25 protein-coding genes and 1 pseudogene are annotated in these 26,345 nt (G+C 40.4%); 6 read left to right on the top strand and 20 right to left on the bottom strand.

Features of this window, described 5'->3' with window-relative positions; translation table 11 throughout:
* Window positions 1-5 precede the first annotated feature (5 nt).
* The 10 genes and pseudogenes from IYQ92_RS00420 to IYQ92_RS00375 form a co-directional block, all read right to left on the bottom strand.
* Window positions 6-767, bottom strand: a complete 762-nt coding sequence (locus tag IYQ92_RS00420) for a ribonuclease HII (protein ID WP_195674801.1) — start codon at window positions 765-767, stop codon at window positions 6-8.
* A complete protein-coding gene (gene ylqF, locus IYQ92_RS00415; protein WP_195674800.1) occupies window positions 754-1,605 on the bottom strand; it encodes a ribosome biogenesis GTPase YlqF in 852 nt (283 codons plus the stop codon). Before ylqF ends, IYQ92_RS00420 begins: the two co-directional genes overlap by 14 nt.
* Before the next feature lie 672 nt (window positions 1,606-2,277).
* Window positions 2,278-2,514: pseudogene (locus IYQ92_RS00410) on the bottom strand (DNA-binding protein).
* 29 nt (window positions 2,515-2,543) lie between these two features.
* Window positions 2,544-3,152 carry a transposase gene (locus IYQ92_RS00405; RefSeq protein WP_195674799.1) on the bottom strand — a complete coding sequence of 203 codons (609 nt, stop codon included), beginning with the start codon at window positions 3,150-3,152 and terminating at the stop codon, window positions 2,544-2,546.
* Window positions 3,153-3,322: 170 nt separating this feature from the next.
* Window positions 3,323-4,864 (bottom strand): ABC-F family ATP-binding cassette domain-containing protein, encoded by a 1,542-nt coding sequence (locus tag IYQ92_RS00400; RefSeq protein ID WP_195674798.1) that lies wholly within the window; start codon window positions 4,862-4,864, stop codon window positions 3,323-3,325.
* A gap of 127 nt (window positions 4,865-4,991) precedes the next feature.
* Window positions 4,992-5,330 (bottom strand): ATP cone domain-containing protein, encoded by a 339-nt coding sequence (locus IYQ92_RS00395; protein ID WP_195674797.1) that lies wholly within the window; start codon window positions 5,328-5,330, stop codon window positions 4,992-4,994.
* 130 nt (window positions 5,331-5,460) lie between these two features.
* Entirely contained in the window at window positions 5,461-6,387 is a 927-nt protein-coding gene (gene dapA, locus IYQ92_RS00390) for a 4-hydroxy-tetrahydrodipicolinate synthase (protein ID WP_195674796.1), read from the bottom strand.
* Window positions 6,388-6,451: 64 nt separating this feature from the next.
* On the bottom strand, window positions 6,452-7,528 hold the full coding sequence (locus IYQ92_RS00385; RefSeq protein WP_195674795.1) for an aspartate-semialdehyde dehydrogenase: 1,077 nt from the start codon (window positions 7,526-7,528) through the stop codon (window positions 6,452-6,454).
* A 306-nt stretch (window positions 7,529-7,834) separates the two neighbouring features.
* On the bottom strand, window positions 7,835-9,406 hold the full coding sequence (cls, locus tag IYQ92_RS00380) for a cardiolipin synthase (protein ID WP_195675051.1): 1,572 nt from the start codon (window positions 9,404-9,406) through the stop codon (window positions 7,835-7,837).
* A gap of 147 nt (window positions 9,407-9,553) precedes the next feature.
* Entirely contained in the window at window positions 9,554-11,224 is a 1,671-nt protein-coding gene (locus IYQ92_RS00375; RefSeq protein WP_195674794.1) for a formate--tetrahydrofolate ligase, read from the bottom strand.
* Window positions 11,225-11,410: 186 nt separating this feature from the next.
* Here IYQ92_RS00375 and IYQ92_RS00370 point away from each other — a divergent pair, with 186 nt between their 5' ends.
* The 4 genes from IYQ92_RS00370 to IYQ92_RS00355 all read left to right on the top strand — a co-directional run bounded on the left by IYQ92_RS00370 (window position 11,411) and on the right by IYQ92_RS00355 (window position 15,108).
* Window positions 11,411-12,097, top strand: coding sequence for a phosphopantothenate--cysteine ligase (locus IYQ92_RS00370; RefSeq protein WP_195674793.1), 687 nt, complete (start codon window positions 11,411-11,413; stop codon window positions 12,095-12,097).
* Window positions 12,090-12,632 (top strand): phosphopantothenoylcysteine decarboxylase, encoded by a 543-nt coding sequence (gene coaC, locus IYQ92_RS00365; RefSeq protein WP_195674792.1) that lies wholly within the window; start codon window positions 12,090-12,092, stop codon window positions 12,630-12,632. Before IYQ92_RS00370 ends, coaC begins: the two co-directional genes overlap by 8 nt.
* Window positions 12,633-12,699: 67 nt before the next feature.
* A complete protein-coding gene (locus IYQ92_RS00360) occupies window positions 12,700-13,272 on the top strand; it encodes an ECF transporter S component (RefSeq protein WP_195674791.1) in 573 nt (190 codons plus the stop codon).
* A 120-nt stretch (window positions 13,273-13,392) separates the two neighbouring features.
* Entirely contained in the window at window positions 13,393-15,108 is a 1,716-nt protein-coding gene (locus IYQ92_RS00355; RefSeq protein WP_195674790.1) for a phospho-sugar mutase, read from the top strand.
* A gap of 32 nt (window positions 15,109-15,140) precedes the next feature.
* Here the strand turns inward: IYQ92_RS00355 and IYQ92_RS00350 are convergent, their stop codons facing one another.
* From IYQ92_RS00350 to IYQ92_RS00305, 10 genes are all read right to left on the bottom strand, one after another.
* Window positions 15,141-15,344: a hypothetical protein gene (locus IYQ92_RS00350; RefSeq protein WP_195674789.1), complete on the bottom strand. Its 204-nt coding sequence runs from the start codon at window positions 15,342-15,344 to the stop codon at window positions 15,141-15,143.
* Window positions 15,345-15,410: 66 nt separating this feature from the next.
* Window positions 15,411-17,147, bottom strand: a complete 1,737-nt coding sequence (locus tag IYQ92_RS00345; RefSeq protein ID WP_195674788.1) for an ABC transporter ATP-binding protein — start codon at window positions 17,145-17,147, stop codon at window positions 15,411-15,413.
* 1 nt (window position 17,148) lies between these two features.
* Complete coding sequence (locus tag IYQ92_RS00340) at window positions 17,149-18,867, bottom strand: ABC transporter ATP-binding protein (RefSeq protein WP_195674787.1); 1,719 nt, start codon at window positions 18,865-18,867, stop codon at window positions 17,149-17,151.
* 12 nt (window positions 18,868-18,879) lie between these two features.
* A complete protein-coding gene (locus tag IYQ92_RS00335) occupies window positions 18,880-19,482 on the bottom strand; it encodes a lysozyme family protein (RefSeq protein ID WP_195674786.1) in 603 nt (200 codons plus the stop codon).
* A 1-nt stretch (window position 19,483) separates the two neighbouring features.
* Window positions 19,484-20,461, bottom strand: coding sequence for a nucleoid-associated protein (locus tag IYQ92_RS00330; protein ID WP_195675050.1), 978 nt, complete (start codon window positions 20,459-20,461; stop codon window positions 19,484-19,486).
* 8 nt (window positions 20,462-20,469) lie between these two features.
* Complete coding sequence (gene glyA / locus IYQ92_RS00325; RefSeq protein WP_195674785.1) at window positions 20,470-21,720, bottom strand: serine hydroxymethyltransferase; 1,251 nt, start codon at window positions 21,718-21,720, stop codon at window positions 20,470-20,472.
* Window positions 21,721-21,782: 62 nt separating this feature from the next.
* Window positions 21,783-22,379, bottom strand: coding sequence for an L-threonylcarbamoyladenylate synthase (locus IYQ92_RS00320; RefSeq protein WP_195674784.1), 597 nt, complete (start codon window positions 22,377-22,379; stop codon window positions 21,783-21,785).
* The gene (prmC, locus tag IYQ92_RS00315) at window positions 22,372-23,202 is read right to left on the bottom strand and encodes a peptide chain release factor N(5)-glutamine methyltransferase (protein ID WP_195674783.1); all 831 of its coding nucleotides are present in this window, start codon (window positions 23,200-23,202) and stop codon (window positions 22,372-22,374) included. The genes IYQ92_RS00320 and prmC overlap by 8 nt, the downstream gene beginning before the upstream one ends.
* Window positions 23,202-24,281: a peptide chain release factor 1 gene (gene prfA / locus IYQ92_RS00310; RefSeq protein WP_195674782.1), complete on the bottom strand. Its 1,080-nt coding sequence runs from the start codon at window positions 24,279-24,281 to the stop codon at window positions 23,202-23,204. Before prfA ends, prmC begins: the two co-directional genes overlap by 1 nt.
* 36 nt (window positions 24,282-24,317) lie before the next feature.
* Complete coding sequence (locus tag IYQ92_RS00305; RefSeq protein WP_195674781.1) at window positions 24,318-24,887, bottom strand: thymidine kinase; 570 nt, start codon at window positions 24,885-24,887, stop codon at window positions 24,318-24,320.
* A 147-nt stretch (window positions 24,888-25,034) separates the two neighbouring features.
* Here IYQ92_RS00305 and IYQ92_RS00300 point away from each other — a divergent pair, with 147 nt between their 5' ends.
* A complete protein-coding gene (locus tag IYQ92_RS00300; RefSeq protein ID WP_195674780.1) occupies window positions 25,035-25,220 on the top strand; it encodes a 4-oxalocrotonate tautomerase in 186 nt (61 codons plus the stop codon).
* A 178-nt stretch (window positions 25,221-25,398) separates the two neighbouring features.
* A complete protein-coding gene (locus tag IYQ92_RS00295; protein WP_195674779.1) occupies window positions 25,399-26,337 on the top strand; it encodes an FAD:protein FMN transferase in 939 nt (312 codons plus the stop codon).
* Window positions 26,338-26,345: the final 8 nt, after the last annotated feature.

Below are 26,345 nucleotides of genomic sequence, written 5' to 3'. Positions count from 1 at the left end.
TTCTCCTAAATCATTGATTTGATGGGCTCAAAGGTCTTGCGGTGTATTGGGGTGATTCCTTGTTCATCCAATCCTTTGAGGTGGTCTTTGGTACCATAGCCTGCATTTTTAGCAAACGCATAGCCTGGATATTTGTCATCATAGTCAGTCATCATGCGGTCACGGGTCACTTTGGCTACAATGGAAGCTGCTGCTATTGACAAGGAAGTCGCATCTCCTTTGATGATTTTGGTCTGTTTGATAGGCAAATCTAAGACCATGGCATCAATTAAGAGGTGCTGAGGTTGGATAGCTAGCTGCTCAACTGCTTCTTTCATGGCAAGCTTGGTAGCTTCGTAAATATTGACCTCATCTATCACTTGATTGTCCTTGATACCGATTCCTACTGCCATTGCTTGTGCCATAACGGTCTCATAGATTTCCTCGTGTTTCTTTTTGGGAATTTGTTTTGAATCATTGAGTCCCTTGATTTTACAATTCTTAGGTAGGATAACTGCTGCAGCTACCACTGGACCTGCTAGGGGACCTCTGCCCACTTCATCGATTCCAGCGATGAGGTCGATACCTTTAAGATAGAGTTCCTTTTCGTAGCGCAGCATATTTTCCAAGCGCTCATCCTCGTCAAGATCCGCTTGAATGGCTTTGCGACGCTGCTTGATGGCGGTTTGGACACCAGAGCGAGTATCACTCTCGACCTCAAGCCAGTAAGGGTCTGAAAAATCTGTCACCTCAGCTAAGCGATACTTGATTTCCTTAATCGTCGCCATCTGCTTCTCCTACAACATCAAGTGTGTAGCGACCAAGTTTACCATCACGAACCTCTTTGACAAAAAGGTTATAAAAACGGTCATAATCGTCTCGGAACCCAAGTTTTTGAGTTAAGGACATAATCATCTCAGGAGCCTCATCTTCTAAGTTAATAGCCTTAAAACGCTCTTGAAGACGTTCTGGATAGTATTGTTTAAAATAATTCAAACCGAAGATGGTTACTTCATCCATAGGCAAGAGTTGGTCTTTGATGGCACCAGTCAAGGCCAGTTTAAGCCCGACAAGTTCATCCTCAAATTTTGGCCAGAGAATCCCTGGCGTATCTAAGATTTCAAGTTCCTTGTTGGATTTGAGCCACTGCTGTCCCTTAGTAACCCCTGGTTTATTACCTGTTACTGCAATTTTTTTACCGGCCAGGCGATTCATGAGCGTCGATTTCCCAGCATTTGGGATACCGATAATCATAGTGCGAAGGGTTCCTTTCTGAATCCCGCGTTCTCTCAATTTTGCCAACTTATCAGTCATTAAACTTTTTGCTGCATCCGTCACTTTTTTTACGGTTGATTGTTCTTTTGAGTTGATAGCCAAGGTTGTGATACCTTGTTCCTCGTAAAACTGGCGCCATTCTTTGGTACAAACTGGGTCAGCTAAATCTACCTTATTCAAAATCATCAATTTCGGCTTATTACCAACAATTTTGGTCAGCATAGGATTTTGACTAGATAGAGGCAGACGAGCATCAACTAAAATTGTTACAAAATCAACGTGTTTAATATTCTCTTGTACCTGTCGGCGGGCTTTGGACATGTGACCTGGAAACCATTGTATTGTTGCCATATTTTCTAAATCCTTTCATATCAAGGGGTTGCACCCCTTGATTTACTGTTTTTTATCATTAGGCACCGAGCAGGCACCAAGAAAAATTGTCAATTCCATGTTAGGCGATACCCCACCACTTCTTGATTCGTTCCTAGAATACTTTGACATTGAAAATTTGGATAATGTTTTAACATATCTTTTTGCATCTTTGGAATAATATTTCCAGATATGTGTTTTGGTTGATATGAAGAGCTTAGGAGTAATTTTAGTGAGTAGGTAATCATCTCCTATAATTTCTCCCAATCGTCGTATAATAAGTTCTTCTCTCTTTATGGTTTGTTCTCTTACGGAAACACACAAGTTTCAAACCAGCTTTGCTTGAGTTGACCAAAAGTTTTTATTGTCGTAACAACATTCAAATTGATCCAATAAGTCATCTACTTTAGCCTTCAATTCTCGCTCAGCTTGTCTACAAGCTCTAGGGGGGTGTAAATGATACGACAGCTGTCCGCTACTTTCCAGTTAAAGGATCTTTATATTATATTTTTTTATTATTTCATATCGAACCTTTCCTTTGGCATTTTCTTTAGTTCTAAAATACATATTCCCTCTCCTCGCTACTAACCTTGAGAAGTTCGAGAATTATTTAGATAGAAACATTAACCGTCTTTCATTATAACATGATTTGCCTTATTTTACCGCTCCCTTTTGTTTCCATCGTAAAAATTCTTCAAAGCCTTCAAGATTTATAAAAACAAGTTTATGAGTAGGGTTGATCACATAATTTCTAAATTACTTATGGTTCCTCATTTCGCTAATCCAACGATTGAGTATATAGGGGTTAAGACCTTCCCATCTTACCAAAATACTCTTTTTGTCTCCCCACTCTGCTAATGCATTATCAACTGGTACATATTTTATTTTCATAGATTTCTAATCCAATCTTTTGTTGACCTTTAGTGGGTGTGATTGGTTAAATCACTCATGGGCATTTCACCCGCTGTCCTTTTGGCAATTGTCGGCTCTCCTTTAGAAGCTGGTGTCACTTCCCAATCAACTGGTAAGCCGCACTTAGTATCCGCAAATAAGTGAAGACGATACCCAAAATGCTTAATGGTTAAGACCTGGCCGTTAGGTAATTGCGTCTCTTTCTTGGAGAAATCAGCCTCTAAATCAGAGCGGTGGTCCCGTCTTTTCTTATTCTTTTGATACGGACTAGCGTAACTGTCTAGATACTTCCCGTCTAAGACCAAATGGACACCAAAATCAGGTAAGCTGTCATAGACCACGGTAACCGCAGTTTTAGCCCAAGCCTCTAAGTTGTCACGGACTTTCTTGAAGCTCCCATCTTTTAGAGTAACATAGTGAGTCTCGAAGCCACAGATTTGACGTAGCTGACTGTTACAGTTGAGTTGACGAATCAGTTGCTTGTCAGTTTGAAATTGAAGCACTAATTTGGCAATATAGGCTATAAAGTAAGACTCAACGCTATAGTCTTGACGCCCTCCCTTACGTTTGAATTCTATCTGTTCAAGTAGACCTGTCTCAGGAAGGCTATCAACCACAGCTAAAATTTTTTCTAAATCACCTAGTTCTGTCTCCTCAAAGAGGTTGAGTTGTGTTATACTTTTTCGCTATTTTTTTTACAATTCTATTATAACGCTGAAATCGGTTGATATAACTAATCTGGTGGAGTTCGGAATTGATTCTTGTTAGAGCAAGATATGATTCTAAGTTAGCTTAATTCATTAAAGTCCCAAACATCACTGACCCATCCTTCATAAAAGTCAGGTTCATGGCAGACCATCAGTACAGAACCTTTGTAGGCTTGCAAAGCGCGTTTGAGTTCGGCTTTAGCGTCGACATCAAGGTGGTTAGTTGGTTCATCAAGGACGAGGACATTGTTTTCACGATTCATCAGTAAGCAGAAGCGTACTTTTGCCTGTTCACCACCAGAGAGCACTTGAATTTGACTTTCAATGTGTTTTGAAGTTAGTCCACAACGAGCGAGTGCTGCTCGAACTTCGGCTTGATTGAGAGCTGGAAAGGCATCCCAAACAGCTTCAAGTGGGGTTTGACGATTCCCGCCTGCCACCTCTTGTTCAAAATACCCAAGATCAATAAAATCGCCACGTTCCACTTCACCAGAAATTGGAGGAATAATACCAAGCAAACTCTTCAAAAGAGTTGACTTCCCGATACCATTGGCGCCGATAATGGCAATTTTTTGATTACGTTCAAAGGTCAAATTCAAAGGTTTAGTCAATGGACGGTCGTAACCAATCTGTAGATCCTTGGCTTGGAAAATGAAACGACTTGGTGTGCGTGATTCTTTAAATTCAAAACTCGGTTTTGGTTTTTCAGCTTGAAGCTCAATAATATCCATCTTATCCAATTTTTTCTGACGAGACATGGCCATATTTCGAGTGGCAACACGGGCTTTGTTACGATTAACAAAGTCTTGCAGGTCAGCAATTTCTTTTTGCTGGCGCTCATAAGCGGCTTCCAACTGAGCCTTTTTCATGGCATAGACAGATTGGAAATTATCATAATCGCCAGAATAGCGAACTAAATCTTGATTTTCAACATGATAAACGATGTTAATCACATCATTTAAAAATGGAATATCGTGAGAAATGAGAACAAAGGCATTTTCATAATTTTGCAAATAGCGTTTGAGCCAATCAATGTGCTCCGCATCTAGATAGTTAGTCGGTTCGTCAAGAAGTAAGATGTCAGGTTTTTCCAGTAAGAGCTTAGCAAGAAGAACCTTGGTACGTTGTCCACCTGAAAGTTCTGTAACATCAGAGTCCATCCCGAAATCCATAACACCAAGTGCGCGTGCCACTTCATCGATTTTCGCATCCAAAGTATAGAAATCACGAGATTCCAAGCGGTCTTGAAGCTCCCCGACTTCTTCCATGAGAGCGTCAACATCAGCGCCTTCATCAGCCATAAACATGTAGATATCATTGATGCGAGCTTCGGTTTTGAAGAGTTCATCGAAAGCGGTACGCAAGACGTCTCGAACCGTTTGTCCGGCCTCAAGGACGGTGTGCTGGTCTAAATAGCCAGCAGTTACATATTTTGACCATTCCACTTTGCCTTCATCAGGTTGTAGATGGCCTGTAACGATAGACATGAAGGTCGATTTTCCCTCGCCATTGGCACCAACAAGACCGATGTGTTCACCTTTTAAAAGGCGAAATGACACATTTTCGAAAATTGCACGATCCCCAAAACCGTGGCTTAGATTCTTAACTTCTAAAATACTCATGATTTATCCTTTTTTTGTAAAATAGCAGAGCTGTTAAAAAGCTCATAGAGTCTCCCCTACGAGCTATCTGCTCTTATAACCTCTCTTAGTATATCCCAATATGATAGGCAAAGTCAACTTGAGTTTACTATTTTAATTTCTCAAAATGCAAGTGAACAGCTATCTGATCTGCGTAACCATTACGTTCCAAATCACGTTGCAAACGATAAGAGATATAATGCTCAGCAATACGGATAAAACCCGCATCCAACAAACGATTTTCCACCAAAGATTGAATCATGCTGATAGTTGGACGTTCAGCCCTAGTTTCTTCCAAATCAAGAACGACTTTTTTAGTTACCTGTGCTAAATCTTGACGAAGATCATCATCAAGAGCGTACACTGTCTGAGCAGCTTTCAAAATAGCTTGGTAAATTTTATCTGGATCAAATTCAACAACCTGACCATCACGTTTTGTAATTTGCATAGGCAACCTCCTTTATGACAACTATTTACATTTATTATGCAAATGTTTTCATAAATTGTCAAGTGAAAACGCCTAAAACTGGCCCTTGAACAAGAAAAAGGAGAAATCGGCTTTCTCCTCTATTTTCTATTTAATAATTTGGACGGATGACTCCTGTAACATATTGATAACTTTGGCGACCAAGAACGACATCGATGATATGATTAGCTTCGTCTGGCGTACAAGCCACTAGTGGCAAACGAAGCGGACCAACATTGAAACCTTGATAGTTCAAGACTGCTTTAACTGGAGCTGGACTTGCAACTGAGAAAAGAGCATTAACTTTAGGCAAAAATTGACGTTGCAATTTAGCTGCTTTTTTGATGTCATTAGCTTTGATAGCTTGTAACATTTCGTATAGTTCATCACCATTTGTGTGAGAAGCAACGCTGATGACGCCATCGGCGCCGAGATTCATCGCATGAAAGGCCTCGCCATCTTCACCAGTAAAAACAAGGAAATCTTCAGGTTTATTTTCAATGATGTAAGCCATGTTATCAAGGCTAGTACACTCTTTAACACCGATAATATTCGGGTGCTGTGCCAAACGTAGCATAGTTTCAGGTGCTAATTCGATAACAACACGTCCAGGGATATTGTAGATAATGATTGGTAAATCACTAGCTTCAGCGATAGCTTTAAAGTGCTGGTAAAGCCCTTCCTGACTCGGTTTATTATAGTAAGGCACAATAGCTAGACCTGCAGCAAAACCGCCAAAATCTGCCACTTCTTTGGCAAAATCGACGGAGTCTCGCGTATCATTTGTACCTACCCCAGCAATCAAAGGCACGCGACCGTTTACGATTTTTTGCACCGCTGCAAATAATTCAAGCTCCTCGTCGTGGGTTAAAGTTGGACTTTCAGCTGTTGTCCCTGCCAAAAGCAAGGCTTCAGTGTGGTGGTCCAATAGATGCTCAATCAATTTTGGTAGAGCGTCAAAGTTAATGGAACCATCTTGATGAAATGGTGTCACTAAAGCTGTGATGATTTTGACATTTTTTAAATCTTCAATCGACATAATAATCTCCTTTCACAATCCGTCATATGAAAATAGGAAAACCCGAAGGCTCCTACTCTCACTATTATTTCAATTCAAATTTCAATTCTTTGGTTGGACGAACAAGGTTACGTTCGTGGAGGGTTTCTGCGATTTGTACAGAGTTCCAAGCAGCGCCTTTAAGAAGGTTGTCTGAAACGACCCACATATGAATTCCTTTTTCAACATCCAAGTCTTTACGGATACGACCAACGAATGTTTCGCGTTTACCAACAGCGTTGACAGCTTGTGGGTAAACTTGTTGTGACGGGTTATCTTCGAGCACTGCACCTGGGAATTTAGCGATTGCTGCCTTCACTTCTTCGATTGGCGCTACTTCTTTTGTTTCGATGTAGACTGATTCAGAGTGTGAAAAGAGGACAGGGATACGAACACAAGTTGCTGAAACTGGAAGTTCAGGTTCTTCCATAATTTTTTTAGTTTCATTTGTCATCTTCATTTCTTCGTAAGTGTAATCATTATCAGTGAAAACATCAATTTGTGCTAACGCATTAAATGCGATTGGGTAGTGTTTTTTATCGCCACCAGCTGGAAGAATGTCTGCGTGAACATTTTTTGGTTCTACACCGTCATTCACCACATCTTTGATTTCACGAACAGTTTCGTTAATAGCAGATTGTCCTGCTCCTGAAACCGCTTGATAAGTGGAAACGATGACGCGTTCTAGCCCCCACTTTTGACGGATAGGTTCAAGGGCTACCATCATTTGGATAGTTGAACAGTTTGGACAAGAAATGATACCGTTGTGTTCTTCAAGTGCGTGAGCATTGACTTCAGGTACAACTAAAGGCACATCAGGATTTTGGCGGAAGTAAGATGTGTTATCAACTACCACAGCGCCAGCTTTAACTGCATAAGGGGCAAATTTTGCTGAAACAGAGCCACCCGCAGAAAACAATGCAATATCAACACCCTCAAATGAGTCTTCTGTCGTTTCTTCTACAACGATGTCTTGACCTTTGTATTGTAGTACTTTGCCTGCTGAGCGCGAAGAAGATAAAAGACGTACTTTATCGATTGGTAAAGTTGATTGTTCCAATTGTTGAATCATTCGAGTACCGACGGCACCTGTTGCACCGACAACTGCTACTGTATATCCCATAAAAACACCTCATTAGATTAAGATTGAACTGTCATTCAAAATTTTCAAAAAATTTTATGTAGGTCAATTATACTACATTTTTAATGACTTGGAAAGCCTAGTTTTGTATAAAAATAAAAAAGTCCTACTGTCAAAAGACAATAGGACTTAGGGCACTTCTAAAAAGTGAGATAAGCAGGTTCACACAACTTATCAAGGTCCGCTCCTGCGTTAATGACCTCCCTTGCGCAAAAATGGCAAAGCCACATTCGACTCATCGCATAGCAATAGTATAGCATAAATCGAAAATAAAGCAATAACTTTATTTTACAACAGCGGAGCGATGGTCTTTGTAACAGCCCCGATAACTTTTTGTGCTACTGGGAGTTCTTCAATCATCTTAGGAGTTACTAATTGTGATTGCTCCAAAGTCTCCATGTAATCTTTATAAATGTCTTTGATAGCTGGAACTTTGTAGAGATAGGTAGCACACTCAAAATGATGATAAAGGCTGCGATAATCTAAATTGATTGTCCCCACTACTGCTTTTGTATTATCGCTAACAAATACTTTAGCATGAACAAAGCCAGGAGTGTACTCATAAATTTTAACTCCTGACTGAGTGAGTGCTTTATAATAAGTTTTCGCCAAAGCATATGGAATAGGTTTATCAGGAATGCCAGGCATAATAATCCGGACATCAACGCCCCGTTCTGCAGCAAATCGAAGGGCGTGCTCCAACTCGCTGTCTAGAATCAAGTAAGGTGTCATGATGTAAACATATTCGCGAGCGTGGTTGAGAATATCGATATAGACATTTTCACCAACTTTGTCAGCATCAAGAGGGGAGTCACCGTAAGGGATGACAAAACCTTCCGATTTGATAGGCTCTCTATGTGTCCCAAGATAAGGCTGCACAACCATTTCTTTTTCAGTGATTGACCACATTTGCAAAAAGAGCAATAGGAAGCTATCAACAGCTTTACCTCTGAGCATGAGCCCAGTGTCTTTCCAGTGCCCAAATCGCTCAATGTAGTTGATGTATTCATCAGCAAGATTGACACCTCCCGTGAATCCAACCTCGCCATCAATAACGATAATTTTACGGTGGTCACGGTAGTTATAATAGGTTGAGATAAAAGGTGAAATCGGAGAAAAAGCCTTTGCTTTGATACCTAGTTTTTCTAGACGCTTGGTGTAATCGAAAGACAGCTTCGTGATTTCAACCATACCGTCGTAGAGGACACGAACTTCAACACCTTCTTCGACTTTCTTTTCAAGAATACTGAGAATTTCTCCCCACATGACTCCCTCTTCGATGATAAAGAATTCAAGGAAGATGTATTTTTTCGCTTTCAATAGCTGAGCTTTTAATTCTTTAAAGAAATCTTCCCCAGTCGAGAAATAGGTAGCCTGTGTATCTTGGTAGACTGGGAAATTACCATGACTCTTCTCAAAATATTGCACCAAGTGATAGGTTGTTGAAGTACTACTTTTCAACAGCTTCAGGGTCTCGGGGTGATCTTGAAGATAAGGCTGGCTTTCATTAATAAGATTTTCTAAACGGGATTTGAGGCCACGATAGCCCCAATCCAATTTTGTATAAATGAAAAACAGGGAACCGAGCAGAGGAGCAACCATGACCAAAATCAGCCAAGTAACACGAGACAAGGCATCCATTTCACTATTAACTAGATACAAAACGGTACCAATAGCTAAAACGCGCTCCACCACTGCTAACCAAACACGGTATTGGTCTAACCATGAAAATGAAGCGAGCAGGAATAAAATTTGAATGATAATCAGTACAGCAATCACAGTTGTACGACTAAAAATACCACGTAAAAAGCCCGCTCGACCTTTATTTAACAAACGGACGACATTATTTTTATTATTGATGACAGGACCTCCTTGATAAAGCTTATTACACTATTATAACACAGTTCTTGTCTGGAGTAGTGCACTTTATTTTTTAAAATAGTTAGCACGGACAAAAAACAAGAAGAACTAAACAGCTCTCCTTGTTACTAAGTAAGATAAAGTGAATTAGAATAGCCCCAAAGCGGTTCCGTCTTCTGCAACATCCATATTTAAAGCTGCAGGTTTTTTAGGTAGACCTGGCATTGTCATAACGTCACCTGTTAAGGCAACGATGAAACCTGCACCAGTTTTAGGGACAAATTCGCGGATGGTGATGTCGAAACCTTCTGGCGCACCAAGTAGGAATTGGTTATCTGAGAAGCTGTACTGAGTTTTAGCCATACAGACTGGCAATTTATCCCAGCCAAACTGAGCAAATTGTTTGAGTTGATTCTTAGCTTTCTTTTCAAAGACAACAGATTTTCCGCCGTAGATTTCAGTGACGATTTTAGTGATTTTTTCTTCGATAGTATCTTCATCAGAATAAAGACGCTTGTAGTCAGCTCCGCCATTTTCTACGGCATCGACAACCGCATGCGCCAAATCAATACCACCGTCAGCACCGTTTGCCCAAACGCTGGCCAATTCAACCGGCACATCAATCTCGGCGCAAAGTTCCTTGAGGGTTGCAATTTCAGCCTCGGTGTCAGCTACGAATTCATTGATGGCAACGACAACTGGAATGCCGAATTTACGCATATTTTCCACGTGACGTTTGAGGTTAGCAAAACCAGCGCGCACCGCATCTACATTTTCCTTAACCAAGTCCGCTTTGGCTACGCCACCGTGCATTTTGAGGGCACGAAGAGTCGCAACAACAACTACTGCGTCTGGAGTCGTTGGAAGATTTGGTGTTTTAATGTCAAGGAATTTTTCAGCGCCAAGGTCAGCACCAAAACCAGCTTCAGTGATGGTGTAATCAGCTAGTCGCAGAGCTGTTGTAGTAGCCAAAACAGAGTTACATCCGTGAGCGATATTAGCAAATGGGCCACCGTGAACGAGCGCTGGGGTCCCGTAAATAGTTTGAACAAGGTTTGGTTTAATGGCGTCTTTCAAGATAAGCGTCAATGCACCTTCAACCTTCAAATCTTTCACATAAACAGGTGTGCGGTCATAACGATAAGCCACAACGATATTAGCCAAGCGCTCCTTCAAGTCTTTGAGGTCAGTTGCCAAGCAGAGGATAGCCATGATTTCAGAAGCTACTGTAATATCAAAGCCGTCTTCACGTGGAATTCCATTGACAGGACTTCCAAGTCCGACTGTTACATGACGAAGAGCGCGGTCATTCAAATCGACAACACGTTTCCATATGATACGTCGTTGGTCAATGCCGAGTTCATTTCCTTGGTGGAGATGGTTGTCAATCAAGGCTGACAAAGCATTGTTAGCTGTTGTGATGGCATGCATATCTCCTGTAAAGTGAAGATTAATATCTTCCATTGGTAGCACTTGAGCATAACCACCACCAGCAGCTCCCCCCTTGATTCCCATAACTGGACCAAGAGAGGGTTCACGAAGGGCAATCATGGTTTTTTTACCTATTTTGTTAAGAGCGTCAGCTAGACCGATACTCATCGTAGATTTTCCTTCACCCGCTGGTGTTGGGTTAATAGCTGTCACGAGAATTAATTTTCCTGGCTTATTATTTTTAACAGCTTGGATTTTTTCAAATGACAGCTTTGCTTTATATTTACCATATAATTCGATGTCATCAAAGGTGATGCCAACTTGTTCGACAATCTTTGTGATTGGTTTTAATTCAACGCTTTGTGCAATTTCAATATCTGATTTCATGACGGGCTCCTTAAGTAATGTAAATTTATTATAGCAATAAAAATAGATTTTAGCATCTTTTTGATGATTTTTTTCAAGAATGTTCGGCATTTACTCTGTGTTCAATTTCAATCAATTAAAAAGTTAGGAAATTTGTAATCGTAGCAAAGGTTTTACGAAAGCGATTTTTTTGTGTAAAATATGGCTATGAGACTATTAATTACATCTGGTGGAACCACTGAAAAAATTGACAATGTTCGTGGAATCACTAATCATTCGACGGGACATTTGGGAAAAGCTATCGCTGAAAAATTTTTATCAGAGGGTCATCAAGTCACTTTGGTAACTACAAAGTCTGCTGTTAAACCGTCAGACCATCCTAATTTATCTACTCATTTAATCACCAATGTTGATTCTCTGATAACGACTTTAGAACCCTTGGTTAAAACACATGATGCCATCATTCATAGTATGGCTGTGTCAGATTATACGCCAGTTTACATGACTGATTTAAAAGAGGTAGAGGAAACTACTGACCTAGCGCAGCTATTGACCAAACGAAATACGGAAACAAAAATTTCCTCACAAGCGGATTATCAGGTGCTTTTTCTGAAGAAAACGCCTAAAATCATTAGCCTCATTAAGGAATGGAATCCTAACATTCAGCTCGTTGGTTTTAAGTTATTAGTCGATGTTACTCAGGAAGAACTTTTTCAGGTGGCGCGTGCTAGCTTGATGAAAAACAAAGCTCAGTTCATCTTGGCCAACGACCTTACTGAAATTACTGGGAACCAACACCACGCCTACCTGCTCAATCAGCACCAGGCTTTTGAAGCTTTTACCAAGGACGATATCGCTAATCTTATCTATGAAAAGGTAACTGAAAATGACTAAACGTATTACTCTTGCCGTATCAGGATCAATTTCTGCCTATAAAGCAGCCGATCTCACCAATCAATTGACCAAATTTGGCTATGATGTCCATGTCTTAATGACGCAGTCTGCTACGCAATTTATCACCCCATTGACGCTTCAAGTTTTATCCAAAAACGTTGTTCATCTTGATGTGATGGAGGAGGGTGACCCTCGCTTTGTCAATCATATCGAGTTAGCTAAGCGAACAGACTTGTATTTGCTTGCACCAGCTTCTGCTAATACTATCGCTCATTTGGCACATGGCTTCGCTGATAATATGGTGACTAGTGTTGCCTTGGCTCTGCCTCAATCAACGCCTAAATTATTTGCGCCAGCTATGAACACAAAAATGTATGACAATCCGCTAACACAGCGAAATATTGCTACTTTGAAGGAAGTTGGTTACGAAGAGATCGCTCCGCGTTCAAGTCTTCTTGCTTGTGGAGATGTCGGGCGAGGGGCCTTGGCGGATCTTACTGAAATCATCAAAGCTGTGGATGTACAGTTTCATTAGAAAGTTAGCCCTTGCATTGATTTGGTCAAACTTGTATAATAGGAGAAACTAATGTTAAGGAGTTATCATGCGTAGAAAACAAAAATCTTCTGATATTGCCGTTATCTCTATCTTTTTTGCAACGATGCTAGTTATCCACTTGATATCAACTCTCGTTTTTAGTGTATGGATCGTTCCAATTAAGCCGACTTTGGTTCATATTCCGGTTATCATCGCTTCTATTGTTTACGGTCCTAAAATTGGCTCGATTCTAGGTGGTTTGATGGGAGTGATTAGTGTTGTATCCAACAGTGTGACTATCTTACCAACAAGCTATCTCTTCTCTCCTTTTGTTGAAAACGGGAATCTCTTCTCCTTGATTATTGCATTGGTGCCACGTATTTTGATTGGTGTTGTTCCCTACTTCGTTTACAAATTGTTCAAGAATAGGTTTGGTCTTGGATTAGCTGGTGCTCTGGGATCTTTGACAAATACTGTTTTTGTTTTATCGGGAATCTTCCTCTTCTTCTCTTCTGTTTACGGCGGACAAATCAAGGTCTTGTTAGCCAGCATCATATCAGCTAACTCAGTTGCAGAAATGATTACCTCTCTTGTTCTGACCGCTATCATTACCCCAAGTCTTTTAAAATTGAAAAAATAGTTACAACTCAGTCAGAATAAGCTGGCTGATTTTTTTTGAAAGATTGCATGAAAAACATGGAAATTCATCATGAAAAGTGTTATAATGAAAGCGTTTAGAAAATATAAAGGAGTTGATTCTATGACTTACACTGAAAACTATCAAAAATGGTTAGACTTCGCTGAACTTCCTGACTATCTTCGTCAAGAATTGGTTGGCATGGACGAAAAAACAAAAGAAGATGCCTTCTACACCAACCTTGAATTTGGTACAGCAGGTATGCGTGGTTACATCGGAGCTGGTACTAACCGTATCAATATCTATGTTGTCCGCCAAGCAACTGAAGGACTTGCTAAACTGATTGAAACCAAAGGTGAAGACGTTAAAAAACGCGGTGTTGCCATCGCCTACGATTCACGTCACTTCTCTCCAGAATTTGCCTTTGAATCAGCACAAGTTTTGGCAAAACATGGTATCAAAGCTTATGTTTTTGAAAGCCTTCGCCCAACTCCAGAATTATCATTTGCTGTGCGCCACCTTGGCACCTTTGCTGGTATCATGGTAACTGCCAGTCACAACCCTGCACCATTCAATGGTTACAAAGTTTACGGTGAAGACGGTGGACAAATGCCACCTGCTGATGCTGACGCTTTGACAGATTTTATCCGTGCTATTGACGACCCATTCGCTGTTGAATTAGCTGACCTTGAAGAATCAAAAGCATCTGGTCTTATTGAAGTCATCGGTGAGGCTGTTGACGCTGAATACCTCAAAGAAGTTAAAGACGTTAACATCAACCAAAAATTGATTGACGAATACGGCAAAGACATGAAGATTGTCTACACACCACTTCATGGTACTGGCGAAATGCTTGCTCGTCGTGCTCTTGCACAAGCTGGCTTTGAATCCGTTCAAGTTGTTGAAGCTCAAGCTGTTCCAGACCCAGACTTCTCAACTGTCAAATCACCGAACCCAGAAAACCAAGAAGCTTTCGCACTCGCTGAAGAACTTGGTCGCAAGGTAGATGCTGACGTACTCGTTGCAACTGACCCAGACGCTGACCGTCTCGGTGTTGAAATTCGTCAAGCTGACGGTTCTTACAAGAACCTTTCAGGTAACCAAATCGGTGCCATCATTGCTAAATACATCCTTGAAGCGCATAAGACTGCTGGCACTCTTCCTGAAAATGCTGCACTTTGCAAATCAATCGTTTCAACTGAGTTGGTTACTAAGATTGCTGAAAGCTACGGCGCAACCATGTTCAACGTTTTGACTGGTTTCAAATTCATTGCTGAAAAGATTCAAGAATTCGAAGAAAAACACACTCACACTTACATGCTTGGTTTTGAAGAAAGCTTCGGTTATCTTATCAAACCATTCGTACGTGACAAAGATGCTATCCAAGCCGTTCTTATCGTTGCTGAAATTGCAGCTTACTACCGCTCTCGTGGCTTGACTTTAGCAGATGGTATTGACGAAATCTACAAAGAATACGGCTACTTCGCTGAAAAGACTATTTCAGTTACTTTGTCAGGCGTTGATGGCGCTGCTGAAATCAAGAAAATCATGGATAAATTCCGTGACAATGGACCAAAACAATTCAACGCAACTGACATTGTTAAATTGGAAGACTTCCAATTGCAAACAGCAACAACTGCTGCTGGCGTTGAAAAATTGACAACACCACCAAGTAATGTGCTTAAATACACTTTGGCTGATGATTCTTGGATTGCTGTCCGTCCTTCAGGTACAGAACCAAAAATCAAATTATACATTGCAACTGTCGGTACAGACCTTGCTGATGCAGAAGCTAAAATCGCAAATATTGAAGCAGAGATCAATGCTTTCGTGAAATAATAGTGTAAGACAAAAAGATTGAAGTTCGCCCTTCAATCTTTTTTTGATTTATGAAACCATTCAAAAAATTCCTCAAAAATACCATACAAAAGGCTAAAAATCAACCAAATAGATATCAACAGGGATAGAAAACCTAAAAAGATTGACAGTCCTGTTAGGCTACTTGATAATTGGTAACTGATGTAGGCTAGCAACAAAGTAGCTACTGCTAACAAAATGAGTCTTCTATTTTTCATGGGAAACCTCCTTGATTGTCATTATATCACAAGAAAAACAGCTTCCGCGAGGAAACTGTTTTTTGACTATCCAGCTTGCGCCGTTTGCATTTTGTAGTACATGCCCTTCTTAGCCATCAAGCTATCATGGTTACCGTATTCAACGATGTCGCCATCAACCATAACCAGAATGACATCTGCACTTTGAATTGTTGAAAGGCGGTGGGCAATGATGAAACTTGTACGCCCTTTCAACAACGTTTCAAAAGCATCTTGAATCAAAATCTCTGTCCGCGTGTCAATAGACGAAGTCGCTTCATCCAGAATCAGAATGTTAGGAATTTTGACGAAGATACGGGCAATGGTCAATAGCTGGCGCTGACCCTGTGATAAAGATGCCCCTGCATCCGCCAAATAAGTATCATAGCCCTGAGGTAATTGGCGAATAAAGAAATCAGCATTGGCTGCTTTTGCCGCTTCAATAACCTGCTCTCGACTAGCGTCAGGATGTCCATAAGCAATATTATCATGAACAGTACCGGTTTTTAACCACGTTTCTTGAAGTACCATACCAATTTGCTGACGGAGATCAGCCTTATCGTAATCAGCGATTGATTTACCATCCAATAAAATTCGTCCCTGACCCACTTCATAGAAACGCATTAAAAGGTTAATCAGTGTTGATTTACCAGCACCAGTCGGACCAACGATGGCTACTTTAGAATTAGCTGGAATGGTGAGGTTGAGATCCTTAATCAAAGGTTTTTCTTTGACATAGCCAAATTGAACATGCTCAAAGGTAACTTGTCCTTCTACTGGTTTATCATCAAAAACTTGACTGACTGGAAGTTGTGGATTTTCTTCATCTAAGATATTGTAGAGGCGATCTGCACAGGCAATGGCGCTCTGCATTTCAGATAGCACAGACGAAATATCGTTAAATGGTTTTGTGTACTGGTTGACGTAGTTCAAAAAGGTGGTTAATTGACCGACAGTGAAAGCTCCAGACATGATCCGAAGAGCACCTACTCCCGCCAACAAACCATAAATCAAACTATTGATAAAACGTGTTGAAGGATTAACTGTTGAAGAATAGAAAATAGCACCTTGTGAATAGTTAGCATAAGTCTCATTGATGCCTTCAAATACCGAGATGCTCTGCTCCTGAGCATTGAAAGTCTGTAGAAGACTTTCTTGGTTAATCATTTCTTCAATAAATTGAGTTTGTTGTCCCCGAGATTTGGTCTGGTTTTGATAAAACGTGTAACTTTTTGACGCGATAAACCGAGCAACAAAAAGTGACAAGGGAGTTAAAACAAGCACCAAAATCAGCATTAGTAAGTCAATTTCTGCCATGCTGACGATGGTAATTAAAATCGTTAATAAGCCGACAAAAAACTGATTGAAGACCATCAAAAGACCGTTACTCAGTTGTTCAGTGTCTGTTGTGACACGAGCAACGAGATCTCCGATACTTTTTCGATCAAGATAAGCTAGAGGTATCTGATCCAATTTACTCATAACACGTTGACGAATATCTGAAATATAAGCATAGGTGAGACGGTTATAAATGAGTGGGTTGAACCATTGAATCAAAGTATTGACAGCGATAACAAGGACCATCTTAGTAAGGATTGGTAAAATGAGAGCGATTGATTGCGGCTTAACCACAACATCAACAGCATTACCAATTAAAATTGGTAAGTAAACGGTCAAAGCAACCTGAATGATGGTTCCGATTGTAGCTAAAATAACGAGACGCTTTTGAGAAAGTAAATCTAAGGCGAGACGCTTACTAGTATTCGATTGATTTTTTGCTTTCAACTTAATCGTCCGCCTTTCTATGTTGTGAATAATGGATGGATTGATAAAGGTTGTTTGACTCTAACAAGGCTTTGTGAGTATCAAATCCTACCTGATAACCTTTATCGAGAACGAGAATCTTATCGGCTTGTTTGAGACTGTTTGTACGCTGTGATACCATGATGAGGCTTGTTCCCTTAAGTTTTTCAGAAATGGCAGTCAATAGCTTGGCCTCTGTCAGATAATCCAAGGCAGAAGTCGAGTCATCAAGAATCAAAAACGGTGCTTTCTGGACGATAGCGCGAGCAATGGTCAATCGCTGGCGCTGACCTCCTGAAAAATTACGACCAAACGCTTCAACAACCGTATCCAGTTGACCATCTTTTTCCTTAACAAAATCGCTGGCTTGTGCAATATCCAAAGCTTCCCAGAGCGTATCTTCGCTAACATTTTCCAGCCCAAGTAAGAGATTTGAACGAATCGTTCCTTGAAAGAGCTCTGCTTTTTGAGGAACAGTACGAACCCAGTTACGCCATTCACGAATACTTTCTGGAGACTTGCCATCTTTAAAAATGCTTAGCGTCCCATTTTGTGGAGTGTAGAGATGATTGATCAATTGAACAACACTCGACTTTCCAGAACCAGTCCCCCCAATGATCCCCAGAAATTGTCCAGGTGCGATAGAGAAATTCAAATTATTGAGTGCAGGCTCGGCAGCAAGTGGGTAAGTAAATGACAAATGGTTGACAACTAACCCTTGATCCGACATTTTCGTATCAATCTTAGCATCGACATCTTCATTCGTTTTATCAAAAACTTCCGTAATCCGTTGAGCACTGATGAAACTTTGGTTCAACGAGGTTACTAACATGGTCATTTTCAAAAGTTCTGTCAGAATTTGAAGGAGGTAGTTGACCAAGGCAATCAGCATCCCTTGAGACAGCCCGTTATGCGCAATCTGAAGATTTCCTTGCCAAATGACAGCAATCAAAGTAAGATTGACAACTAAATAAGTCATCGGTGTCACTAGACTTGAAAGACGCCCGGCATGCAGTTGCAAATCAGTATAATCGTTGTTGAGATTTTTAAACTGATTTTCTTCGCGGTAAATTTGCCCAAAAGCTCTAATCACACGCATTCCTTGCATCTGTTCACGCGTCTGATTGACAATCTTATCCGTTGCTTTACGAATTTGACTGTATACTGGTGCCAAAAGGCGTGACATAGTAAAAACGATGATAAATAGGATGACAACCATCCCTAGGAACCAAAGTGTCATTTTGGGGCTAATGGTGAAGGACATGATGATAGCCCCGAAAACAATAATCGGTGCACGCAAGAAAAGACGGAGAAATTGGTTGATACCAGTTTGAATTTGGTAGGTGTCGCTAGTCAGACGTGTTACCAAGCTCGAAGTGGTCAATTCATCGCGGTCTTCTTTACTGAGACGAATAATTTTTTGATAAAGGTCTTTCGTCAGTTGTTTTGTGTAACCCACTGCTGCTTTTGATGAAAAATATTGAGCAGAGAGCGAAACGGTAATTCCGATTAGAGCAAGACCGAATAAGGTAGCAATCATAAGTCCTAGTTGTCCCTTATTTTCATGAGGAATGACTTGGTCAACGATTCTAGCGATAATAATAGGAACGAGAAGCTCAAATGAGGCTTCTAATAATTTAAAAAGGGGACCAAAGAAAGTTTCTTTTAGGTACCCTTTAAAATACTGGCTTAATTGTTTCATTAAATCCTTCTTCTAAAATAAATTCATCAATTTCATCAAGTAGAGATTGAACTGCACTTCTCGCGAATAATAGATATTCCCACCATTTTTGTACAATTTTCCGCCTGAAATTAAAGCAAGGGGATGGTAGTAAAAATAGGTTTCACCGCTAGTATTTCCAAGACTTGGAGCAACAATATCACGAGAGTAAACCTTCGCGAGAGCGATGGTATTGACTCCTCCGTGCTTAGCAACATAGTCGATGTAAGATGAGCCAAAATTATAAGCTTGGACAGCCGTCCAAACGTCCACTCCAGCTTCATTGGCTGCACTGATATTTTCCGAAAGCAAGTTGACCCCGTGTTTGATACTAGTTTGGCTATCCGTTATGGTATTCATCGCTCCATCAACACTCTCACTAGACTGCATAACATCTAAGGAATTTCCACGCGTTTCAGTGTAAATGATAGCAAGAACCAAATCGACGTTGGTCGTAGAGTTATTTCTATCCAAAGTTTTGGAGACCAAGTTTTCATACTTCATCACGTTTTTCACATTTTGATGTGTGTGGTAAAGTTGGTAACCAATAAAAAGAATTAGAAGTAAGATTACCAGTCGTCTGAGAATTTTAAACATACTATTTGTTTTGAATATCCTGTATATTTTTGATGAGAATTGAGTAAGTGCCGTCATCGTTTTGAATGAATTCAACAGATTCGGCATCTTGATAAACATTGTTTGGGACAATCAGCTCGATTCCATTTGATAGCGATAATTTCTGACTCTCTAACTTTTTGATTTGGCGTGAACTATCAATATCTGAAACTTTAATCGAATTAGGAATACTTTCTTTTAGTTCATCGACAAAAGATAAGCGCGCCGTCAAGTTATCATCAAATAATTGATCTGCTAATTTTTCAGGTGACAATTCTTGCTCTTCATCCAGATTTTTAAAGATAGCCGACTTCATTTTCGATTGAAAAGCAAAATCATCTTGATTGAAATTTTCTGCGATTTTCTGAGCAGTTTTTTCAACCATTTTAATCGACTTTTTGACCGATTGCTCAGGCTCGACCTGTAGCAAGTTTTCTGAGAAGTAATTAGCGAAGCTACCATTATGCTTGATGCGTTTTTCAATCAAATAATAGTGATTATTCTGACGATTGATGACTAAGGCTTCATCTGGAGTTTGTGCAGCGCTTGGAAGATTGTTTTGAGTCACCTTGATGGGAGTATCACTAGAATCTCCAATGTGAGCGAAGCTTTCTTTCAAAGCAACGCGAAGGAAGGCAAAGTGCTCAATACCATCACGGTCAAATTGAATGAAAATCAAATCGTTGGTTTTCTGATCTTCAGAAATAACGAACTCTTCCTTCCACAGCTGAGCAATAGCCACAGAGGATGTCATCAAATTCTCTGTTAAATGACTCATGAAGACATTGTCATCAGAAAATGAACCACGCTTAGCATCTTCAGAAAAGACTTTGCTCAATTTTTTACGGAAATAATCATCAATTCTCGGTGTGATAACGACTGGCGCATCTGCAAAAATAAGCTCAGTATCATTTGGTGTAAATTGGTGAATGATAATTTGTTTAATATAAAAATCCATTATTGATTAAATTAATAAAGTGGGAAAGCGTCTGTAAGCTCTTTAACTTCAGATCGCACAGCTTCTAACACTTCTGGTTTATCATGATTTTCTAGAGTTTTAACCATGAGCTCTGCGATTTGTTGAGCTTCCTTGACACCCATGCCACGGCTAGTGATTGCTGGTGAGCCGACACGGATACCAGATGTTTTGAACGGAGATAGGGTTTCAAAAGGAATTGAATTTTTGTTTAAAGTGATATTGACTTCTTCAAGAATGTTTTGAGCTACCTTACCATTTTCAACAACTTTTGTGACATCAACAAGAAAGACGTGGTTATCAGTTCCGTCTGAAATGACATGGAAATTAGGGTGTTGATTGAAGACTTCAGCCATAGCTTGCGCATTTTCAATAACATGTTTTCCATAATCTTTGAAGGCAGGGTCTAGCGCTTCTTTGAGAGCTACTGCTTTCGCTGCAACAACGTGTTCTAACGGTCCACCTTGTAAACCTGGGAAAACAGCTGAATCAATCTTCTTAGCGATAGCTTCGTCATTAGTAAGAATCAAGCCACCACGAGGACCACGCAAAGTTTTATGAGTAGTTGTTGTAACAATGTGAGCATACTCCACTGGATTTGGATGTAGTCCTGCTGCAACAAGACCTGCGATATGCGCCATATCAACCATCAAATAAGCTCCAACAGCGTCAGCGATTTCTCTAAATTTTTCAAAATCAATGATGCGAGAGTAAGCTGATGCACCAGCAACAATCAATTTAGGTTGATGTTCTTTAGCAATAGCTAAAATGTTGTCATAGTCGAGAACTTCTGTTTCAGGGTCAACTGAGTAAGCAACAAAATGGTAGGTTTTTCCAGAAAAGCTTACTGGTGAACCGTGAGTCAAGTGACCACCTGCTGCCAAGTCCATACCCAAAACAGTATCGCCAGGTTGGATGAGTGCCATGTATACTGCTGCGTTAGCTTGGCTTCCTGAGTGTGGCTGAACATTAGCAAATTTAGCATCAAATAATTCTTTGGCGCGTTCGATAGCTAGGCGTTCAACGATATCGACACAGTCGGTACCACCGTAATAACGTTTACCAGGATAACCTTCAGCATATTTGTTAGTCAAAACTGATCCTTGAGCCGCCATTACAGCTTTTGAGACAACATTTTCGGATGCAATTAACTCAATATTATTTTGTTGACGAACCTCTTCGGCTTTAACAGCTTGCCAAAGTTCTGGGTCAAATGCTTGGTAGTTCTCGTGGTCAAAAATCATAATATTCTCCTTTTGTTGGCATGGCTCTTCTAGGGAGCAGGTAACACAATGTATAATAACCTCTATACTTCGAATTGAAGATTGGGGATGATAGCTAGGATATCTTCTTTAGTAATCGCACCTTGGCGTAAAATAGTAGCTTTTTCGCCAGAAAGATCTAAGATGGTTGAATCAACACCGGTAATAGCAGAATCATCCTCAATCCCATCAACATTATATTGAAATTGACCAAGTATATCTTTGAAAACAGTGCCACTGTCATGTCCAGAAATGTTAGCAGATGGTCCAATTAAAGGACCGTATTTTTTGATCATTGCTAGAGTTTCTGGGTGATTGGGCATTCTAAAACCGACGCTAGATAGCCCAGAATTGATCCAATATGGAACCTTAGGACTAGCCTGTAGGATAATCGTCAAGGGACCCGGTAAGAAAGCCGAGACAAGTTTATCTAAATAACGGGGTGGGTTAACAGCGTAATCGTAAATACTTTCAATATCAGCAATGTTTAAATTCATTGCCTTATCTTTTGGTCGCTGTTTAAGGCGATAAACATTATTAACAGCCTCTTCATCCAGAGCCTTGGCAAAAATCCCATAGACCGTTTCGGTTGGCATGATGATGGCTCCGCCGTCGTGCAAGGTTTCTTCTAAATTACTCATTATCTAATACGACCATTCTATCTTTTCCAAACACATCTTTTAACACGCGAACACGATGCTTGGGAAAGCTTTTAATTAGTAGCTCACGCAAACCCTCTCCTTGTTTGTAGCCAATTTCAAAGTAAAGCTTGCCTCTATCGGAAAGGTACGCAGCTGCATTTTCAATAATCTGACGATAAATCGCATAGCCCTCTTCCTCGGCAAAAAGTGCCAGATGGGGCTCGGAGGCAAGGACATTCGTGCCCACCTCATTCTCGTCGCTATAAGCGATATAGGGAGGGTTTGACACGATGATATCATAAGTCCCTGTGATATTAGCCAAGACGTCCGACTGGATGAAATCAACCGTAACCTGCTCGTTTAGAGCGTTCACTTTAGCAAGTGCCAAAGCGTCATTGGAAATATCGCTGGCGCTAACTGACCAGAAGGGACGAGACTTTTTAAGGGAAATAGCAATAGCCCCGCTCCCTGTCCCAATATCAAGAATCGAAAGATTTTTAGACGAATTTTCTGATAAAATCAGCTCCACCAACTCTTCTGTCTCAGGTCTCGGAATCAAAACTCGCTCATCAACTGATAGTTCTAGGTCTCTAAAATAAGCCTTCCCAGTAATGTATTGTGGCGAACGATGACCTTTTAACTGTTCAAGGATAGACAACAGTAACTTTTGATGATTCAAAGACACTTCTTGGTTCTGGTTGAGTAAATAATCAGTTGTCGTCCAGTCAGCTAGTTCTTTAAAGACATAGATTAGGTTTTCACTGTCTTCTCCAATGGATTCTAATTGTTCTTCGTATTGCCTAAAAAGCTGTGCGTAATTCATTATTTATTAAGCGCTTCTAGTTTTTGGGTTTGATCGTAAAGAACGAGGGCATCAATGACTTCGTCCATCTTACCTGACAAAATCGTATCCAATTTTTGCAAAGTTAAACCGATACGGTGGTCAGTTACACGGTTTTGTGGGAAGTTATAAGTACGGATGCGTTCCGAACGGTCACCGGTACCAATTGTTGATTTACGTTCAGCATCTTGCTCGTCTTGGGCGATTTGTGCGAAGTGGTCAGCAACACGGGCGCGGATGATTTTCATCGCTTTATCACGGTTCTTCTGTTGCGTACGTTCTTCCTGCATTTCAACCTTGATACCTGTCGGAATGTGAACCATACGGACGGCTGTCGCAACCTTGTTGACGTTTTGTCCGCCGGCACCTGAAGCGTGGTAGATGTCAACACGAAGGTCTTTTGGATCAATATCATACTCAACTTCTTCTACCTCTGGCATGACCAAAACAGTGGCTGTAGAGGTGTGGACACGACCTTGGCTTTCTGTGACAGGAACACGTTGCACACGGTGGGCACCTGATTCGTATTTCAATTTAGAATAAACAGATTGTCCTGAAACCATGGCTACTACTTCTTTGATACCACCGACGCCATTGATGGATGATTCCATAACTTCAAAGCGCCAGCCTTGGGTTTCAGCGTATTTTTGGTACATATTGAGAAGGTCTCCGGCAAAAAGCGCAGCCTCATCACCACCTGCAGCACCACGGATTTCTAGGATGATGTTTTTATCATCGTTAGGGTCTTTTGGTAAGAGCAAGATTTTGAGTTTTTCTTCGTACTCTTCCTTGGCTGCCTTTGATTCTTTGAGTTCTTCTTTCGCCATTTCTTCCAAATCAGCATCACCTGACGCGTCTTTAATCATCTCTTCGGCATCAGCAATGTTTTGGATGATTTGCTTGTATTCACGATAAGCTGTTACGGTGTCGCGGGTATTGGCTTCTTCGCGCGACAATTCCATAAAGCGTTTGGTATCAGATACCACATCTGGGTCACTGAGTAGCTCACCCAATTCTTCGTAGCGATCTTCAACAGCTTGTAGCTGATCATAGATATTCATTTTCTCGTTTTTCTCCTTTTGGGTTAATAGCAGAGCTTATAAGTCTGGATTGAAATAGTGCTTGCGGCAGACAGGAATGTAAGTTTCGTTCCCACCAATCTGAATTTGAGCGCCCTCGTAAACAGGTTTGCCATTTTCAGTACGAAGCACCATGGTCGCCTTTTTACTGCAGAATTGGCAGATTGTCTTGATTTCATCAATTTTATCGGCCAAGAGCAAGAGGTATTTAGACCCTTCAAATAATTCATTCTGAAAATCATTTTTCAAGCCGAATGCCATAACAGGAACATCCAATTCATCAACGACTTTAGCCAAGTCATAGACATTTTTCTTGCTTAAAAATTGACATTCATCAATCAAGACACAGTAAGGTTTTTCAGGCAATTCTTTAATGTAGGTCAAGATATCCATATCGTCAGTGATGGGAACCGCTTCGCGTCTCATCCCAATACGGCTAGACACCACACCAAATTCATCACGCGTATCCAGAGCACTCGTCATGATAACGACGGGCTTACCCTGCTCCTCATAATTGTGAGCCACCTTTAAAATTTCAATGGTCTTTCCAGAGTTCATAGTTCCATATTTGTAATACAATTGAGCCAAAATGGACTTTCCTACCTTCTACTAATGTCTTTCTATTTTATCATAAATTTTTGATATTTCCCAGCTCTCATGTCAGCTTAGAATTATTTCCTTGAGAATCTACCTTTTATGTTATAATAAAAATGAAAAAATTTAAGGAGGCTTACTATGCCATTTGTTAAAATTGATTTATTTGAAGGACGTACAGAAGAACAAAAAATCGAACTTGCTCGCGAAGTAACAGATGTTGTTTCTCGTATTGCTAAAGCACCTAAGGAAAATATTCACGTTTTCATTAACGATATGCCAGAAGGAACTTACTTCCCACACGGCGAAATGAAAAAGAAAAATTAGAAAACAACTATCCTGAAAGCATTGTTTTTTAGGATAGTTTTATTTTTGTTCAAAATTATCTGATCTTTTAAAAATGTAGTAAACACTTTTCTTGACTTTTCCAATTTTTGCAAATTTTCATTGATTTTTATGAAAGAAAACGTTATCATAGATATATAATCGATTTGGAGGTAAAACTTTGCAACTTTCTCATAGTATCAAGATGATGGGAACAACAATTGATATCATCATTGATTCTGATAAAGCGGACGAACATATCAAAACGGTTTGTCAACAATTGGAAGACTACAAGAATCGCTTTAGTGCAAACGATATGGATTCAGAGCTGATGGAGATCAATAACCAAGCGGGGATTGCACCTGTTAAGGTGGATCAAGAGTTGTTCTATTTGATTGCTTTGGGTAAGAAGCACAGTCTCTCTACTCCTTCCAATCTCAATATCGCGATTGGACCGCTGGTTCAAACTTGGCGAATTGGCTTTGCTGATGCTAACGTTCCCGAAGACAAACAGATTCAAGAAGTTTTGGCTGTCACCGATCCAAACCTCATCGAACTGGACGAGGGGAAATCAAGCGTTTTTCTAACTAAGAGAGGTATGAAACTAGATCTTGGTTCAATAGCTAAGGGCTACATCGCTGATAAGATTATCGATTATCTCAAAAAAGAGGCTGTCGCTTCTGCCTTGATTAATCTGGGAGGTAATGTTCTGGTTTACGGAGATAATCCTAAACGTGAAGATGGCTCTTGGTATATCGGCATACAGAACCCTCAAAAAAAACGTGGTGAAAATGTGGGAATTGTCAAAGTTCAAAATCAGTCCGTTGTAACATCTGGTATCTATGAACGCCATTTGACCTTTCAAGGTAAAGATTACCATCATATTTTTGACCGCTACACAGGTTACCCGATTGATACAGAGATGGCTAGTTTGACAATCGTTGCAGACCAGTCCGTTGACTGTGAGATTTGGACCACTAGATTATTTGGGCTTCCGATAATCGACGCTTATATGACAATCAATGAAACCCCTGGAATTGAAGGTATCATTATCACCCGAGATAATCGTATGCTTGTTTCAGATGGGCTTCAAAAAGATTTTCAACTACTTTATTCTTAAGAAAGAGG

It is taken from the genome of Streptococcus sp. HF-1907 (genome assembly GCF_015594605.1).
Lineage (GTDB): Bacteria > Bacillota > Bacilli > Lactobacillales > Streptococcaceae > Streptococcus.
Note: the sequence above shows the minus strand (reverse complement) of the source record. Positions and strands in the feature narration are given on the sequence as shown.